Source organism: Rhizobium sp. CSW-27 (assembly GCF_018760785.1).
Lineage (GTDB): Bacteria > Pseudomonadota > Alphaproteobacteria > Rhizobiales > Rhizobiaceae > Neorhizobium.
Window position 1 is genome coordinate 376,393 of sequence record NZ_JAHHZO010000004.1, and the last position, 15,667, is coordinate 392,059.

The following is a 15,667-nucleotide window of genomic DNA, read 5'->3' on the forward strand; positions in this document are numbered from 1 at the left end:
TTCGAATGCCATAAATTGCGGAGCGTAACTGCAGCTCATGGCTGCAGGCGGTTCATGAGAGACCCGAGCATTCAGCGCATGGAGCCGTGACGCGGGCTGCCCCTTCGGTGGCCCCTGGAGTTGAGGGCGTCGATGCTGACTTCCATGAAATCCCTGCCGCTGACGGCCAAGCTGTCGGCGATCATCGTGATGATCAATTTCATCGGGGTGGTCGGCCTTGCCGTTTCCACCTGGACCAGCGAACGCGCCGCCATGCTTGAGCTGGTGGCCGACAGCTGGACCAAGGACAGCGCGCAGTTTGCCACGCTGGCCGCCGGCGGGGTCAAGTGGGGCAAGGCGGATGCCGTGCGCGAGGCCTATGCGCTCTATCGCGACGATCCGGACCTCAGCCTCGTGCAATTCGCCGCCTACGGCGCCAATCTGAATGTGGTGGACAGCTGGGACCGCAAGGAAATCGATGGCCTGCCCGGCGCCGACGCGCTTGCCAAGGCTGTCGGCAGCAGGCCCGAAAAGCCGGTCACCGTTGCCGCAACCGACGATCCGACCCTGATGACGATTGTCGCGCCGTTGCCCCTCGACAAGGCGGGCAAGCCGACCGGCTATGTGGTGACGACCTGGACCGCCGCAACGATCCTGGCCGATATCCGCAGCAAGGTGCTGACCGCCGTTGCCCTGCAGTCGCTCGTCATCGTGATCGCCGTTGCCGGTTTCATCGTCACCATGCGGCGGCTGGTCGGCCGGCCGCTGCAGGTGATCAGCAGCCGGATTGCCGGCCTGCAGAAAGGCGACCTGCAGTCGCCCGTCGTCTTCCAGCAGAAGGGTGACGAGATCGGTTTTCTCGCCCGCGCCCTCGAGGGATTTCGCCAGGACGCGATTGCCCAGCAGGAACAGCGCCGCCTCGCCGAAGAACAGCAGCAGACGATCAGCAGCGAACGGGCCCTAAATGCCCGCATGGCCGAGGACAATGCCGCCACCCAGGCCCGCGTGATGTCGAGCGTCGGCGCCGCGCTGGAACGGCTGGCGGGCGGCGATCTCGGCACAAGGCTGGAAGACCTCGGCCCGGAATTCGAGAAACTGCGCCTTGACTTCAACGCAATGGTCCAGTCCGTCGCCACCACCATCACCGAGATCAAGGCGTCTGCCGGCAATGTCGGAAGCGGCGCGGTGGAGCTTGCCTCACAGGCCGAGCAACTGGCCAAGCGTACCGAGCAGCAGGCCGCGGCACTGGAAGAGACAGCGGCGGCGCTCAGCCAGGTGACCGCCACGGTACGCTCCTCCTCGCAGAACGCCGAAACGACCGGCGCCATGGTCGGCGAGGCAAAATCGGAGGCCAACCATTCGGCCCAGGTGGTGCGCAATGCCATCGGCGCCATGGACCGCATCCAGCACTCCTCCTCGCAGATCGGCCAGATCATCGGCGTGATCGACGAGATCGCCTTCCAGACCAACCTTCTGGCACTGAATGCCGGCGTCGAGGCAGCCCGTGCCGGGGAGGCCGGCAAGGGCTTCGCGGTCGTTGCCCAGGAAGTGCGCGAACTGGCGCAGCGCTCCGCCAATGCGGCGAAGGAAATCAAGCAACTGATCGACGTCTCCAACAACGAGGTGGCGAACGGCGTGCAGCTGGTCAACCAGACCGGCGACACGCTGCTGAAGATCGAGAACCATATCGGCCGGATCGCGGAAGGCATTGTCGCGATCGTCGATTCCTATCGCCAGCAGGCAAGCGGCCTGCAGGAAATCAATTCGGCCATCAACAGCATGGACCAGACCACCCAGCAGAACGCCGCCATGGTGGAAGAGGTCAGCGCCGCCTCGCACGATCTGCTGTCCCAGAGCCAGATCATGCAGGACGCCACCGGCCGCTTCAGGCAGGCCGATGGCCGGATGGCCGCAACCGCACGCCGGGTGGCCTGACGCCACCAGACCGATCGAAGCCTCCGCATGGGACCGGCGAGGCGCATTCGGCAGAAGGTCCCGAAACACAGCACAACACGCTTGAGGAGCACCCCGATGAAACCTTTCATGACCGGCCTTGCCGTCGCAGCCCTGCTGACCTTTTCGCTTCAGTCGGCCGCCGCCGAGGAAGCGCATGTCGCCCCGGTGACCGACTACGTGAAGACCAATGTCGCCCCCTGGCTCAGCGATCCGGTGATCATCGGCGCGCTCAAGGCACAGAATGCCAAGCATGCCGGCCTCTCCGAGGCGGATATCATCGCGCTTGACAAGAAATGGCGCGCCGAAGTCGAGGCGGCGGACAAGCCGCTGATCAACGAAACCCTCGGCAATGCCGTTTCCGCCTTCCTGAAGGACAAGCAGGCGGCCTCGCAGGGCGCCATCGCGGAGGTCTTCGTGATGGACAACAAGGGCCTGAATGTCGGCCAGAGCGACGTGACCTCCGACTACTGGCAGGGCGACGAGGCAAAGTTCAAGAAGAGCTTCGGCGCCGGCAAGGATGCCCTGTTCGTCGACGGCGTCGAAAAGGACGAATCGACACAGGCCCTGCAATCGCAGGCCTCGATGACCATCAGCGACGAAACCGGCGCACCGGTCGGCGCCATCACCATCGGCGTCAATCTCGACGCCCTCTGAGACGCGCCCGCCTCACAGAAGCCGGACGGAACACGGTGGCCGCCTTTCGGGGCGGCCTTTCCGTGTCCGGCAGCTTCATCCATGAAGCGTGTCGGGGTCTGCGCACAATCCACCGAAAATTATTCCGATACATGCTTCTTTTTTCGGTGGCCCTTGCGCGCCGAAAGTGTTGGTATCCCTCCCCTTGCGTTCCTGCGCCCTGCCGCGGCGTACCGATCCGAGAGGGCTCCATGACACTGTCCGATGCCATCTACCGCCCGTTCGAACGGCTGATCCGGCCACTCGACATTGCTTACGCTCCCCTGCCCGACAGCGGCCCCGTCGCGGTCGTCCTGCATTTCATGCGCATGTTCCGCGGTGTCATTGCCGCAATGGCGCTGAGCTCGATGCTGGTCGAAGGCATCAACCTTGCCGTCATCTGGGGGCTGTCGGTCATCGTGGACGGGGTATCGACGCAGGGTGTCGAGGCCTTCGTCGCAAGCCACACGGTTCTGCTTGTCTGTCTCGGCCTGATGATCTTCCCGGCCATGCCGGTGTTCTTCTACATCACCAATGTGCTGAATTCGCATGTCATCGGCATCAGCCTGTCGATCGCCGTCAAGTGGCAGGGACACAAGGCGGTGGAACGGCAGGATCTTGCCTTCTTTCACGACCTGTTTGCCGGCCAGGTGGCTTCTCGCCTCAACCAGGTGGCCGATGCCGTGCAGCAGCAGATCCTCATCGCCTTCCAGACCGCGCCGCGCTTCCTGCTGCAGATCCTGGGCTCGGTCGCCATCCTGCTGTCGCTGTCGTGGCAGCTTGCCCTGCCTGTCGTGCTGTGGGTCGCCATCAACGTGGCGATGACGGTGAAGGTGGTGCCGCATTTTACCGAACGCTCCCGCCGCTCGGCCAGGCAGTACAGCCTGATCACCGGCGCTCTCACCGACCTCTACGGCAATATCCAGATGGTCAAGCAGTTCGCGGCGGAAGACAGCGAGGCGGGCACGCTGCGGCGGATCATGGCGAAAGCCGTCGACACGATGCATCTGGAACAGCGCATCTACCGCACCTCCGAGCTGGCGGTGATCTGTCTCAACATGCTGCTGTGGCTCGTGATGCTCGGCATCGGCTTCTGGGGGCTCTACCGGGACTTCCTGACCGTGGGAGATTTTGTCGCCGCGGTCTACATCCTGCAGCGTCTTTCCGCCGGCGCCTTCACCTTCCTGCAGATGGGCCAGCAGATCTTCAAGGCGCTCGGCACCATCAAGGATGCCATGCCGGTAATGACCACACCGCCGACCATCGTCGACCGGCCGGATGCGAGCGAACTGGCAGTGCACCGCGGCGAGATCCTCTTCAGGAACATCCGTTTCGCCTACGGGAACGGCCGGCCGGTCATCGATGGCCTGACCCTTGCCATCGCGCCCGGCGAGAAGGTTGGCCTGGTCGGCCTGTCCGGCGCCGGCAAGACCACGCTCGTCAGTCTTCTGCTCAGGTTCTACGACATTGCCGAGGGATCGATCCTCATCGACGGGCAGGATATCGCGGCGGTCTCGCAGGCCAGCCTGCGGCGCAATATCGGCGTGATTGCCCAGGATGTCGCTCTGCTGCATCGCTCGGTCGCCGACAACATCCGCTATGGACGCCCGGAGGCGACGCAGGAGCAGATCGCGCAGGCCGCACGCGCCGCCGAGGCCGACAGCTTCATCGCAAGTCTCACCGATTCGGAAGGTCGCACCGGCTATGCCGCCCATGTCGGCGATCGGGGGATCAAGCTTTCCGGCGGCCAGCGCCAGCGGGTGGCGATCGCCCGGGTCCTGCTGAAGAACGCGCCGATCCTCGTGCTGGACGAGGCCACATCGGCGCTCGACAGCGAGGCCGAAGCGGCAATCCAGGACAGGCTCAACCTGGTCATGGAGAAAAAGACGGTCATCGCGATTGCGCACCGCCTGTCGACGATTGCGCGCATGGACCGGATCGTGGTGCTGGAGTCCGGTCGGATCGTCGAGGAAGGCGCGCCGGAGGCCCTGCTGGCGAAGGGCGGTCTCTATGCCCGGCTCTGGCAGCGGCAGACCGGCGGCTTCCTGCCGGATAAATTGGAGTAAAAGATTCAGGAAAATTCTGATTGCGACATTCCTGCACTTGCGCCTGTCACGCATTCTTGATCAAAAACCTCATGATTTGATCACCAATGGAACAAGACAGGAAAAACGCATGTCCAGATCCTTGCGCGAAAACAACGTCTCGAACCTCCGCCGCCTCGCTCGCCTTGCACTTGCCACCACGGCCCTTGCCGGTTCCCTCTCCACTGTTCGGGCTCAGGAGGCGGAAGAAGGCACGGTTCTCGATCCGGTTCTGGTACAGGGCTCGACCTATCAGACCGACACCACCGGCAGCTATACGACCGACCTGATCAGTGTCGGCGACAAGGATACCCGTCCCCTGCGCGAGGTGCCGCAATCCACCACGGTTCTGACCCGCGAGCGGCTGGACGACGGCAACTATACCTCGCTCGACACGGCGCTCAAGGAAACGCCCGGCGTCGTGGTGCTCACCAATGACGACGGTCGCTCCAGTCTCTATTCGCGCGGCTTCGAGTTCGATTCGCTTTATCTGAACGGCCTGCCGACGCCGCTGTCCAGCATCTACGGCACGCAGCCGGACATGGTCTTCGTCGACCACGTCGAGATCCTGCGTGGCCCCTCCGGCCTGTTCGGCGGCACGGGCGAACCGAGCGGCGCCATCAACATGCGCCTCAAGCAGCCCTCGGACGAATTCAAGGCGGGGATCAACACGATCTTCAGCTCGTGGAACGGCAAGCGCATCGAGGGCGATGTCACCGGACCGCTGGTGGAAGGCGGCGATGTGCGCGGGCGCCTTGTCGGCACGCTCTCCTCGAAAGACGGCTTCATCGACGGCACCGACAACAAGGTCGGCGCGATCTACGGCACCCTGCAGGCCGACATCACCGACAATACCACGGCCACCTTGTCCGTGACCCACCAGCAGCGCGACATCACACCGTTCAACGGCCTGCCGACGCTTTCCGACGGCACCCTGCTCGATGTCGACCGCTCGACCTATACCGGTGCCGACTGGAACTATTTCAACAACAAGGTGACCAACTACATCGCCGAGGTGGAGCATCGTTTCGAGGATGGCGGCCACGCCAAGATCTCGGCGCTCTATTCCGTCGTCGACGTGGATTTCCTCTATGCCTATGCCGCCGGCGCCGCCAATGCCTCCGGCAATGTTACGTCCGGCACCCGCTGGCTGGCGCGCGATTACCACGAAGAATCCTACGCGGTGGATGCGCATGTCAGCCGCCCCTTCGAACTGTTCGGGCTGGAAAACAACATCATCGCCGGGATCGACTATCGCGGCGTCGATAGCCGGCTGTACTCGGCATCGGACACCATCAGTGGCGTTCAGAGCATCTATGACTGGAACAGCTCCATCGCGCGTCCGACAGTCACATTCGGCGCACCGACTGATACCGATACTTGGCAGGTGGGTCTTTACGGGCAGTGGCGCATCAAGCCGGTCGATCCGCTGACCCTGATCGGTGGCGGTCGCGTCAGCTGGTATGAAAGCGACAGCGGCAGCAGCAGTGTCAGCGTCAATGGCAAGGTGACGCCCTATGCCGGCATCACCTATGATCTCACGGACCAGGTGACGGCCTATGCGAGCTACACGGAAATCTTCCAGCCCCAATCAAGCCCGGTCCATGGCGGCGGCATCCTGAAGCCTCGCACGGGACGGCAATACGAAGCGGGCGTGAAAGCGGAACTGTTTGACGACGTGAACGCCACCGCCGCCTATTTCAACATCAAGGACAAGAACCGCGCGGTCAGCGATACCGCTCATACCGGCTATTACCTTGCCAGCGGCGAGGCCAATATCCAGGGCATCGAGCTGGAAATGACCGGCACCATCCTCGACAACTGGGAGGCGACGGCCGCCTACACCTATACCGATACCGTCTATGACAACACGAGAACGGCCGCCGGTTCGGAATTCTACACGCCGGAGCACATGGTGCAGCTGTGGACGAAATATACCTTCGATGACAGCCAGCCGCTGCTGAGCGGACTCTATATCGGCGGCGGCGTCAAGCTGTTCAGCTCGTTCAAGAATATCTCGCGCACGTCAACGGGTGGCGCCACGACCATCGAGGCGCCCGGCTATGGCGTGGTCGACCTGCAGGCCGGCTATCAGTTCACCGAGAACCTCTCGGCAAGCCTGACGGTCAACAACGTGTTCGACAAGAAATATTACGAGCGCGTCGGTGGCACCTCGGTGTTCAACTTCTATGGCGAGCCGCGCAGCGTGGTCTTCAAGCTGGCCGCAAAGTTCTGAGCAGCAAATCCTGCCGGAGATCCACGGCATGAAAACGGGAAAAGGCGCCTTGCGGGCGCCTTTTCGATTCCTGCCGTCTGCTGGCTCCGCTCTCAGGCCGCGGTGCGATAGGCATGGCCGCCGCTTGCGGCACCATCCAGGCGGAACCGTGCGAGGATCGCCGTCAGCTGGCGGCTTTCGGCAGCCAGCACCTGGCTCGCAGCGGTGGTTTCCTCCACCATCGCGGCGTTCTGCTGCGTCATCTGGTCCATGTGGTTGACGGAGGTGTTGATCTCGCCAAGTGCTGCGGACTGTTCGCCGGCGGCACGCGCAATGGTCGCCACATGGTCGTTGACGCGGTTGACCAGATCCTCGATCTCCTTCAGCGCATCGCCGGTCGACAGCACCAGCGTCACGCCACCCTTCACCTCGTCAGCGGAGGTATTGATCAGCGTCTTGATCTCCTTGGCGGCATTGGCGGACCGCTGGGCGAGTTCCCGCACTTCCTGCGCCACCACGGCAAAGCCGCGACCGGCCTCGCCCGCGCGGGCCGCCTCGACGCCGGCATTCAGCGCCAGCAGGTTGGTCTGGAAGGCGATCTCGTCGATCACCGAGATGATCTGGCTGATCTTCTGCGAGGACTGCTCGATGCGGCCCATCGCCTCGATCGCGTCGCGCACGATACCGCCGGAGCGTCCGGCGCTCGCTTTCGTCTCAGCCACCATGCGGGTCGCTTCATTGGCGCGATCGGTGGACATGCGAACGGTGGTGGTGATCTCTTCAAGCGCTGCCGCGGTTTCCTCCAGCGCCGCCGCCTGCTGCTCGGTGCGGCGGGCCAGCTGGTTCGACGCCGTCGACAGTTCGCCGGAATTGTCGGTGATGGTGCCGGCGGCGGTGCGCACGTTTTCCATCGTTCCGCGCAGCACGCCCATGGTCACGTTGACGTTCTGCTGCAGTTCGGCAAAGGCGCCCTGGAATTCACCGCGCATGTCCTGGGTAAGGTCCTGCTCGGCGAGGGCGGCGATGACGCGGCGCACCTCGTTGATGCCCTTGTCGACATTGTCGACCAGTTCGTTGACGCTGCTTGCAAAGCGTTCGAGATCGGCATCTTCGTAACGCTTGCTGATACGCTGGCTGAAATCGCCGGCCGCGGCCGCAGCCACGATGCCGCTGATCGAGACCTGCAGGTCCTTGCTCTGGCGGTTCAGCGCCGCTTCCTGCGCCTCCATGGCTCGCATGTGGATTTCGTTGGCACGGAACACTTCGAGCGCCCGGGCCATCTCGCCGATCTCGTCGGTGCGGTCGGTATCGATCACCGGCTGGTCGGTCTGGCCCTTGGCCATGGCGCTCATCACCAGCGTCATGCGGCGGATCGGGTTGGCGATTTCGCGGCGGGCAATGACAAGGCTGAGCGCCACACCGGCGACGATGCAGACGAGGGCGGTGATCGCGAGGATCATCACCGTTGTCTGCGACTGATCGATGGCATGGCTGCGCGACTGCGACAGCGTCTTGGCGGAATAGGTGCTGTAGACCTTGACCGCGGCGGTGACCGCCTTCTGGCCGTCGAGCGCCTTCTCAAGCGCGGCGGTCATGGCCTGGCGATCCTTGCCAGCCTCGGTACCCGCCACCTTCACCATCTGGCGGATGGTGTCGAAATAGGCATTGAGGCTGGTCTTGATGTCGGAAAGCTGCTTCTGCTCTTCCGCATCGGCGGTGGAGGCGATCTTCGGCAGCCGTTCCAGCATTTCCTTGGCGCGTTTTTCCGTCTCGGCGGCAAAGTCGGCCGCCTTTTCGGGTGCCAGTGCCAGCTGATAGGTCATGCGACTGATGGCGATGATGTCGATGCGCAGGTCCATGGCCTCGCGGGCCACCTCCTCGCGGGCGCCGGTGTCTTTCAGCGCACCGCCGAGCGAGAACAGGCCTTGCGTTCCGACTGCGGCAATGGCGGCGGCGGCTGCGCCCATCAGCACCACCACCAGACTGATCTTCTTCAGGATCGACAGGTTCTTGATCGTCACGGACACGTCTCCGAAGGCTTTGCACGAGGCGGATTGCACGGCAGGGTACACACCCGCGCCACTCTTCCATTCGAAGTTTCTAAGGTGCGTAAGTTAAAATTTCGCATGGGAAAACTGGGAGAATTTACGGGGTCCCGCAGCGCCGAAGGATACAAAATCCGCGAGGCAGGTCCGCACGCCAGCAAAGGCGCGCCGGCCAAGCGCTTGATGCGATTGAATGATTCGCTTCTCCCCGTTTTCCACAGCTTACAGACACAAGATATTGTGGTTAAAAAACCGTTGCAGTCTAAGCCTTGACGAATCTCCCTCTTCGGCCGAGATTGGCACCGTTGCGGCGACAACAGGATCGGGCGTCACGAGGCCGGTTCTCCCACGCGCAAAAAATCACCCAACTCCGTCGATCGGCGGCTGGCCATGATGGCTCGCTCGCTGGAGGGAGATCGTGTGTCTTTTTGCGGCATCGCCTCGACAAAATGGGGTGGTGGAAAACTGCTTTTACGCTATATTTAGTGTTTGCAGCCAATCTGCCCACAAGATACAGGTCGACCATCCACGGATGATTTACCATTCGAGTTGAAACGGACACGGCTGCGCGTTGTTTTCCAGCGATCGCCGCCAACGGATTTTTGTGCGCCTGGCAGAGGCGCAACAGCGAGGACGAGAGAGATGCGCATTGAACGTCGTTTCACCAAACCTGGCCAGGGCGCCTATGCGGAGATCGAATTCCGCAAGGCCGTGAGCGAAATCCGCAATCCGGACGGCTCGATCGTCTTCCGCCTGGAAGACATCGATGTTCCGGCGCAGTTCTCCCAGGTGGCGACGGACGTTCTCGCGCAGAAATATTTCCGCAAGGCCGGCGTGCCGAAGGTCCTGAAGAAGGTCGAGGAAAATGACGTTCCCTCCTTCCTGTGGCGCTCGGTTGCCGACGAGAAGGCCCTGAAGGATCTGCCGGAAGCCGAACGTTACGGCTCGGAAACCGATGCACGTCAGGTTTTTGACCGTCTGGCCGGTACCTGGACCTACTGGGGCTGGAAGGGCAAGTATTTCTCCTCGGAAGAAGATGCCGCCGCCTTCAAGGACGAGCTTGCCTACATGCTCGCCACCCAGCGCGTGGCACCCAATTCCCCGCAGTGGTTCAACACCGGCCTGCACTGGGCCTATGGCATTGACGGCCCCGGCCAGGGCCATTTCTATGTCGATCCCTTCACCGGCAAGCTGACCAAGTCGAAGTCTGCCTATGAGCATCCGCAGCCGCATGCCTGCTTCATCCAGTCCGTCGAGGACGACCTCGTCAACGAGGGCGGTATCATGGACCTGTGGGTGCGCGAAGCCCGCCTGTTCAAGTATGGCTCCGGCACCGGTTCCAACTTCTCCTATCTGCGCGGCGAAGGCGAAAAGCTGTCCGGCGGCGGCCGTTCCTCCGGCCTCATGTCCTTCCTGAAGATCGGTGACCGTGCGGCCGGCGCCATCAAGTCCGGCGGCACCACCCGCCGCGCGGCAAAGATGGTCGTCGTCGACATCGACCATCCGGATATCGAGGAATATATCGACTGGAAGGTGAAGGAGGAGCAGAAGGTTGCCGCCCTCGTCACCGGCTCCAAGATCGTGTCGAGGCACCTGAAGGCCATCATGAAGGCCTGCATCAACTGCGAGGGTGATGGCGAGGATTGCTTCGACCCGACGAAGAACCCGGCCCTGAAGCGCGAGATCCGCGCCGCCAAGAAGGACCAGGTTCCGGAAAACTACGTCAAGCGCGTCATCCAGTTCGCCCGCCAGGGCTACAAGGATCTCGAGTTCAAGACCTATGACACGGACTGGGATTCGGAAGCCTATCTCACCGTCTCCGGCCAGAACTCCAACAACTCCGTCTCACTGAAGGACGACTTCCTGCGCGCTGTCGAAAATGACGGCGAGTGGAACCTGACCGCCCGCAAGGACGGCCGCGTGATGAAGACGCTGAAGGCGCGCGACCTGTGGGAAAAAATCTCCTACGCCGCCTGGGCATCGGCCGATCCGGGCCTGCACTTCAACACCACGATGAACGACTGGCACACCTGCCCGGCGGCAGGCCCCATCCGTGCATCGAACCCGTGCTCGGAATACATGTTCCTTGATGACACGGCCTGCAACCTTGCCTCGCTGAACCTGCTGCAGTTCAAGGACCGGGCCACCAAGCGCATCAACATTGCCGATTACGAGCATGCGGTGCGCCTGTGGACGGTGGTTCTGGAAGTATCGGTGATGATGGCGCAGTTCCCGTCGCGCCGCATTGCCGAACTCTCTTATGAATACCGCACGCTCGGCCTCGGCTATGCCAATATCGGCGGCCTCCTGATGTCCTCCGGCATTCCCTATGATTCGGCGGAAGGTCGCGCCATTGCCGGCTCGCTGACCGCGATCATGACGGGCGTGGCTTACGCAACCTCGGCGGAAATCGCCTCCGAACTCGGCCCCTTCCCGGGCTTTGCCCCGAACCGCGACAACATGCTGCGCGTCATCCGCAACCATCGCCGCGCCGCCTATGGCGAAGCGGCCGGCTATGAGGGCCTCTCCGTCAACCCGGTTCCGCTGATCCATTCGGAGAACCCGGACCAGGATCTGGTGGCCCACGCCAAGGCCGCCTGGGACAAGGCGCTCTCGCTCGGCGAACAGCACGGCTACCGCAATGCCCAGACGACGGTGATCGCGCCGACCGGCACGATCGGCCTCGTGATGGACTGCGACACGACCGGCATCGAGCCCGACTTCGCGCTGGTGAAGTTCAAGAAGCTCGCAGGCGGCGGCTATTTCAAGATCATCAACGGTGCCGTTCCGGAAGCGCTGCGTACGCTGGGCTACACCGAAAGCCAGATCGCCGAGATCGAGGCCTATGCCGTCGGCCACGGCAACATCAACCAGGCGCCGGGCGTCAATCCCGGCTCGCTGAAGGCCAAGGGCTTCACCGACGAGAAGATCGAGGCGATCAACGGCGCCACCAAGGCTGCCTTCGACATCAAGTTCGTCTTCAACCAGTGGACGCTGGGTGCCGACTTCCTGAAGGACGTGCTGAAGGTCACCGACGAGCAGCTCGCCGACATGAGCTTCAACCTGCTGGAGCATATCGGCTTCTCGAAGAAGGACATCGAGGCCGCCAACATCCATGTCTGCGGTGCGATGACGCTGGAAGGCGCGCCCTTCCTGAAGGCCGAGCATCTGCCCGTCTTCGATTGCGCCAATCCCTGCGGCAAGATCGGCAAGCGTTATCTCTCGGTCGAATCCCATATCCGCATGATGGCGGCCGCCCAGCCCTTCATCTCGGGTGCGATCTCCAAGACGATCAACATGCCGAACGAGGCGACCGTCGAGGATTGCGGCTCCGCCTACATGCTGTCCTGGAAGCTGGCGCTGAAGGCCAATGCGCTCTATCGCGATGGCTCCAAGCTCTCCCAGCCGCTGAACGCCTCGCTGATCGAGGACGAGGAGGACGAGGATACGGTGGAAGAGCTGCTGTCGCAGCCGGCTGCCGCCCAGGCCGTGGTCGTCACCGAAAAGATCGTCGAGCGCGTGGTGGAACGTCTGGTCCGCAGCCAGGAAAAGCTGCCGTCCCGCCGCAAGGGTTATACCCAGAAGGCGAAGATCGGCGGCCACACCATCTTCCTGCGCACCGGCGAATATGACGACGGCCGTCTTGGCGAAATCTTCCTCGACATGAACAAGGAAGGTTCGGCGCTGCGCGCCTTCATCAACAACTTCGCCATCTCGGTGTCGCTCGGTCTGCAGTATGGCGTGCCGCTGGAAGAATATGTCGATGCCTTCACCTTCACCAAGTTCGAGCCGGCCGGCATCGTGACGGGCAATGACGCGATCAAGAACGCAACCTCGATCCTCGACTACGTGTTCCGCGAACTCGCCATCTCCTATCTCGGTCGCCACGATCTGGCGCATGTCGATACCTCCGACTTCTCCTCCACGGCGCTCGGCCGCGGCGTGTCGGAAGGCAAGGCCGACATCGTCTCGAAGGGTCTGACCCGCGGCTACCGCCCGACGCTGGTCTCCAGCGCCCAGTCCGGCGAACCGCGCGGCGCCGCCTCCGCGGCACCGGCCAAGGCATCGGCCGGCGGCAATGTGACGGCCTTTGCCGGCTCCGCCGCCCGCAAGCTGGAAGCAACGGTTGCCATTTCCACCTCCGAAGTCGTGTCGTTCAAGCGCGACTACGAGGAGCGGGCCAAGGAACTGGCAGAAGAGATGATCGAGGAAGCGATCGCCGACGAGGCCGCCACCGCCCTCTTCTCCGACAAGGCCGCCGCCGACGCGGCCTCTGCCAAGGCGGACGCCAAGAAGGTGGAAGCCGAACGCCGCATGCGCTCCATCGCGCAGGGCTACACGGGCAACATGTGCTCCGAGTGCCAGAATTTTACGATGGTGCGCAATGGGACCTGCGAGAAGTGCGAGACGTGTGGCGCAACGAGCGGGTGCAGCTGATTGGCTGAGGTTTGAATGGAATGCGGCCCGGGGGAAACCTCGGGCCGAAATGATTCTGGTGTATGGGTGGCTGGATCGGCCAGAGGTCACTTCCCCAGGGTGCTCCTTTGTACCGCTCGTGGATGGATCCTCGGGTCAAGCCCGAGGATGACGACCGAGCGGGGCCTCTGCCCAAAGAACCGCAACCAGAGGCGCAAGAGTTTCGGCTCAACTAACGGAGAGAGCCTGCCTCCCCGCACGACAACCCCATATTGACGTCACGACAGAGGCCGGACCTACGATATGCGCCGACGTCTCCCCCCGCACTCCGTCATCCTCGGGCTTGACCCGAGGATCCACTGCCAAGCATGCTGCACGCATGACAGGTTATGTCTACATCATCACCAATCAACGGAACGGCACGCTCTATATCGGTGTGACGTCGGACATCGCGCGCCGGATCTGGGAACATCGTGAAGGCCTCAACGACGGGTTTGCCGCGAAATACGGTTGCCGTACGCTGGTCTGGTACGAGGAGCATGACCGGATCGAGACGGCTATCCAGTGCGAAAAGTCACTGAAGCGCTGGTACCGGAAATGGAAGATCCAGCTGATCGAAAGCATGAACCCCGATTGGCGAGATCTTTATCCCGAACTCTGGTGAGGCAAGCCCAAAAAAATCCCCTACCCCTCCAGCCTCTCCTTCGGCACCGGCGCATCGTCATAGCCGCCATAGACCGACTGGTCGAATGGGATCACCGCCCCGGTCATCATGCCGCTCTCGTCAGACGCCATCCACAGCACCGCGCGGGCCACTTCCTTCGGGTCGAGAATGCGGCCGAAGGGTTTTTGGGCGGCGGCGCGGTCGATGAAATCCGGGTCGCCGGTTTCCGACAGGATCAGCTTGCGCTCGTGGTCGGAATTCATCCAGCCGATATCCAGCTGGTTTACATGGATGCGGTGGCGCATCAGCGAAAAGGCGGCGTTGCGCGTCAGCGTCGCAAGCGCGCCCTTGGAGGCGGAATAGGGCGCAAGAAACGGCTGGCCGGCAAGGCTCGACATCGAGCCGATATTGACCACCCTGCCCTCGATCCCTTCGCGGATCATCACCTTCGCCGCATCCTGCAGAAGGAAGAAGGGCGCCCGCGTGTTCACCGCAAACATGCGGTCGAACAGTTCCGGCGTGGTGTTGAGGATGTTGCCGCGATCGGTGAGGCCTGCGGCATTGACGAGAATGTCGATACGGCCGAACAGCCTGTCGGCCGCCGGGATGACGGATCGCACGGCATCGATCTCGGCAAGATCGGCGGTCACCAGTTCCACGCGGACACCGGTAGCATCAGAAATCCGCCGGGCCACCGTCCGCCCCTTTTCCGCGCCGCGCCCGACAATGACGATGCCGCCGGCACCGGCCTCTGCCAGTCGCTCGGCCACCGCCGCGCCGAGCCCCTGCGTGCCACCCGTGACAACCGCGATCTTCCCGTCAATCCTGCTCATCGTCCGGCCTCCTCATGCCATCCTGCTCCTGAGCGGAACTGATAGCGCGGCGACCCCGCAAATGCAAAACGGCTCCCCCGGGGTACGGGAGAGCCGCGCAGGCATCAATCGGCGGTGGATCAGAAGTGATAGTTGATGCCGGCCTTTACGGTGTGGTCGTGAATGTCCTTTTCGGTGCCAACGCCATTGGCGAAGCTGCGCACGTCATTGGTCGCCGTGTAGTTATATTCCACGCGGGCCGAGAGGTTCTGGTTCAGCTTCTGCTCCACGCCGGCACCGATGATCCAGCCCGGCTTCCAGCCGTCCGGACCGGACACGCCGCCGCTGTCGCGGAAGTTGGTCATGGCGAGACCGGTGGTGCCGTAGATCAGCGTCTGGTCGAGCGGTACGCCCGCCTTTACCTTGGCAGCCAGACGGTGACGTTCCTTCAGTTCGCCGCCACTTACTTTCACCTGCGAATCGCCCAGATAGGAGCCCTCGACTTCGCCGCCGATCACGCCGCCACCGATATCGACATTGTAGCCGGCCTGACCGCCGATCGCGAGGCCGCTATTGTTGAACGGGTCGAGCTTCGGCGAGGCAAAGCCGCCATGGATACCGGCATAGGCGCCGTTCCAGCTGGAAACGGGCGCGCTGTTATAGGCCGGCGGCGGCGCATAGCTGTTGGCAAGGTCAGCGGCAACGGCGACCGTCGCCAGGGACGAGGTGGACAGGGCGGCAAAAAGCGCCAGGGCGAACGGCTTCTTGAACATGGCAAAACTCCAAACACAGCCTGCAGGGGGAGGATGCGCAGGCGAAACATC

Annotated in this window: 9 protein-coding genes; 6 read left to right on the forward strand and 3 right to left on the reverse strand. The window is 62.8% G+C overall.

All coding sequences use genetic code 11. The features are described 5' to 3' along the window. Positions 1-132 precede the first annotated feature (132 nt). From KLP42_RS10895 to KLP42_RS10910, 4 genes are all read left to right on the forward strand, one after another. A complete protein-coding gene (locus KLP42_RS10895) occupies positions 133-1,914 on the forward strand; it encodes a methyl-accepting chemotaxis protein (protein ID WP_215566603.1) in 1,782 nt (593 codons plus the stop codon). A 108-nt stretch (positions 1,915-2,022) separates the two neighbouring features. Beyond that, positions 2,023-2,589 (forward strand): hypothetical protein, encoded by a 567-nt coding sequence (locus KLP42_RS10900; RefSeq protein WP_502941294.1) that lies wholly within the window; start codon positions 2,023-2,025, stop codon positions 2,587-2,589. Positions 2,590-2,819: 230 nt separating this feature from the next. After that, positions 2,820-4,673: an ABC transporter ATP-binding protein gene (locus KLP42_RS10905; RefSeq protein WP_215566607.1), complete on the forward strand. Its 1,854-nt coding sequence runs from the start codon at positions 2,820-2,822 to the stop codon at positions 4,671-4,673. 109 nt (positions 4,674-4,782) lie between these two features. Then, the gene (locus KLP42_RS10910) at positions 4,783-6,927 is read left to right on the forward strand and encodes a TonB-dependent siderophore receptor (protein WP_215566609.1); all 2,145 of its coding nucleotides are present in this window, start codon (positions 4,783-4,785) and stop codon (positions 6,925-6,927) included. Between the two features lie 92 nt (positions 6,928-7,019). On the opposite strand, the gene KLP42_RS10915 is transcribed toward KLP42_RS10910, so the two are convergent. Then, a complete protein-coding gene (locus KLP42_RS10915) occupies positions 7,020-8,927 on the reverse strand; it encodes a methyl-accepting chemotaxis protein (RefSeq protein ID WP_215566611.1) in 1,908 nt (635 codons plus the stop codon). Between the two features lie 666 nt (positions 8,928-9,593). On the opposite strand from KLP42_RS10915, the gene KLP42_RS10920 reads away from it, so the two are divergent. Both KLP42_RS10920 and KLP42_RS10925 read left to right on the forward strand, forming a co-directional pair. Next, positions 9,594-13,388, forward strand: a complete 3,795-nt coding sequence (locus KLP42_RS10920; protein ID WP_215566613.1) for a vitamin B12-dependent ribonucleotide reductase — start codon at positions 9,594-9,596, stop codon at positions 13,386-13,388. Between the two features lie 358 nt (positions 13,389-13,746). Continuing rightward, positions 13,747-14,031: a GIY-YIG nuclease family protein gene (locus KLP42_RS10925; protein ID WP_215566615.1), complete on the forward strand. Its 285-nt coding sequence runs from the start codon at positions 13,747-13,749 to the stop codon at positions 14,029-14,031. A 20-nt stretch (positions 14,032-14,051) separates the two neighbouring features. Here KLP42_RS10925 and KLP42_RS10930 read toward each other — a convergent pair whose 3' ends face one another. Together KLP42_RS10930 and KLP42_RS10935 are read right to left on the reverse strand one after the other, a co-directional pair. Next, positions 14,052-14,864: an SDR family oxidoreductase gene (locus KLP42_RS10930; protein WP_215566617.1), complete on the reverse strand. Its 813-nt coding sequence runs from the start codon at positions 14,862-14,864 to the stop codon at positions 14,052-14,054. A 119-nt stretch (positions 14,865-14,983) separates the two neighbouring features. Further along, positions 14,984-15,616: an outer membrane protein gene (locus KLP42_RS10935; protein ID WP_215566619.1), complete on the reverse strand. Its 633-nt coding sequence runs from the start codon at positions 15,614-15,616 to the stop codon at positions 14,984-14,986. Positions 15,617-15,667: the final 51 nt, after the last annotated feature.

Coding starts and splice junctions, on each gene's coding strand:
- KLP42_RS10920 (WP_215566613.1), top strand. CDS start 9,594: ATGCGCATTGAACGTCGTTTCACCAAACCTGGCCAGGGCGCCTATGCG.
- KLP42_RS10930 (WP_215566617.1), bottom strand. CDS start 14,864: ATGAGCAGGATTGACGGGAAGATCGCGGTTGTCACGGGTGGCACGCAG.
- KLP42_RS10935 (WP_215566619.1), bottom strand. CDS start 15,616: ATGTTCAAGAAGCCGTTCGCCCTGGCGCTTTTTGCCGCCCTGTCCACC.
- KLP42_RS10905 (WP_215566607.1), top strand. CDS start 2,820: ATGACACTGTCCGATGCCATCTACCGCCCGTTCGAACGGCTGATCCGG.
- KLP42_RS10910 (WP_215566609.1), top strand. CDS start 4,783: ATGTCCAGATCCTTGCGCGAAAACAACGTCTCGAACCTCCGCCGCCTC.
- KLP42_RS10895 (WP_215566603.1), top strand. CDS start 133: ATGCTGACTTCCATGAAATCCCTGCCGCTGACGGCCAAGCTGTCGGCG.
- KLP42_RS10925 (WP_215566615.1), top strand. CDS start 13,747: ATGACAGGTTATGTCTACATCATCACCAATCAACGGAACGGCACGCTC.
- KLP42_RS10900 (WP_502941294.1), top strand. CDS start 2,023: ATGACCGGCCTTGCCGTCGCAGCCCTGCTGACCTTTTCGCTTCAGTCG.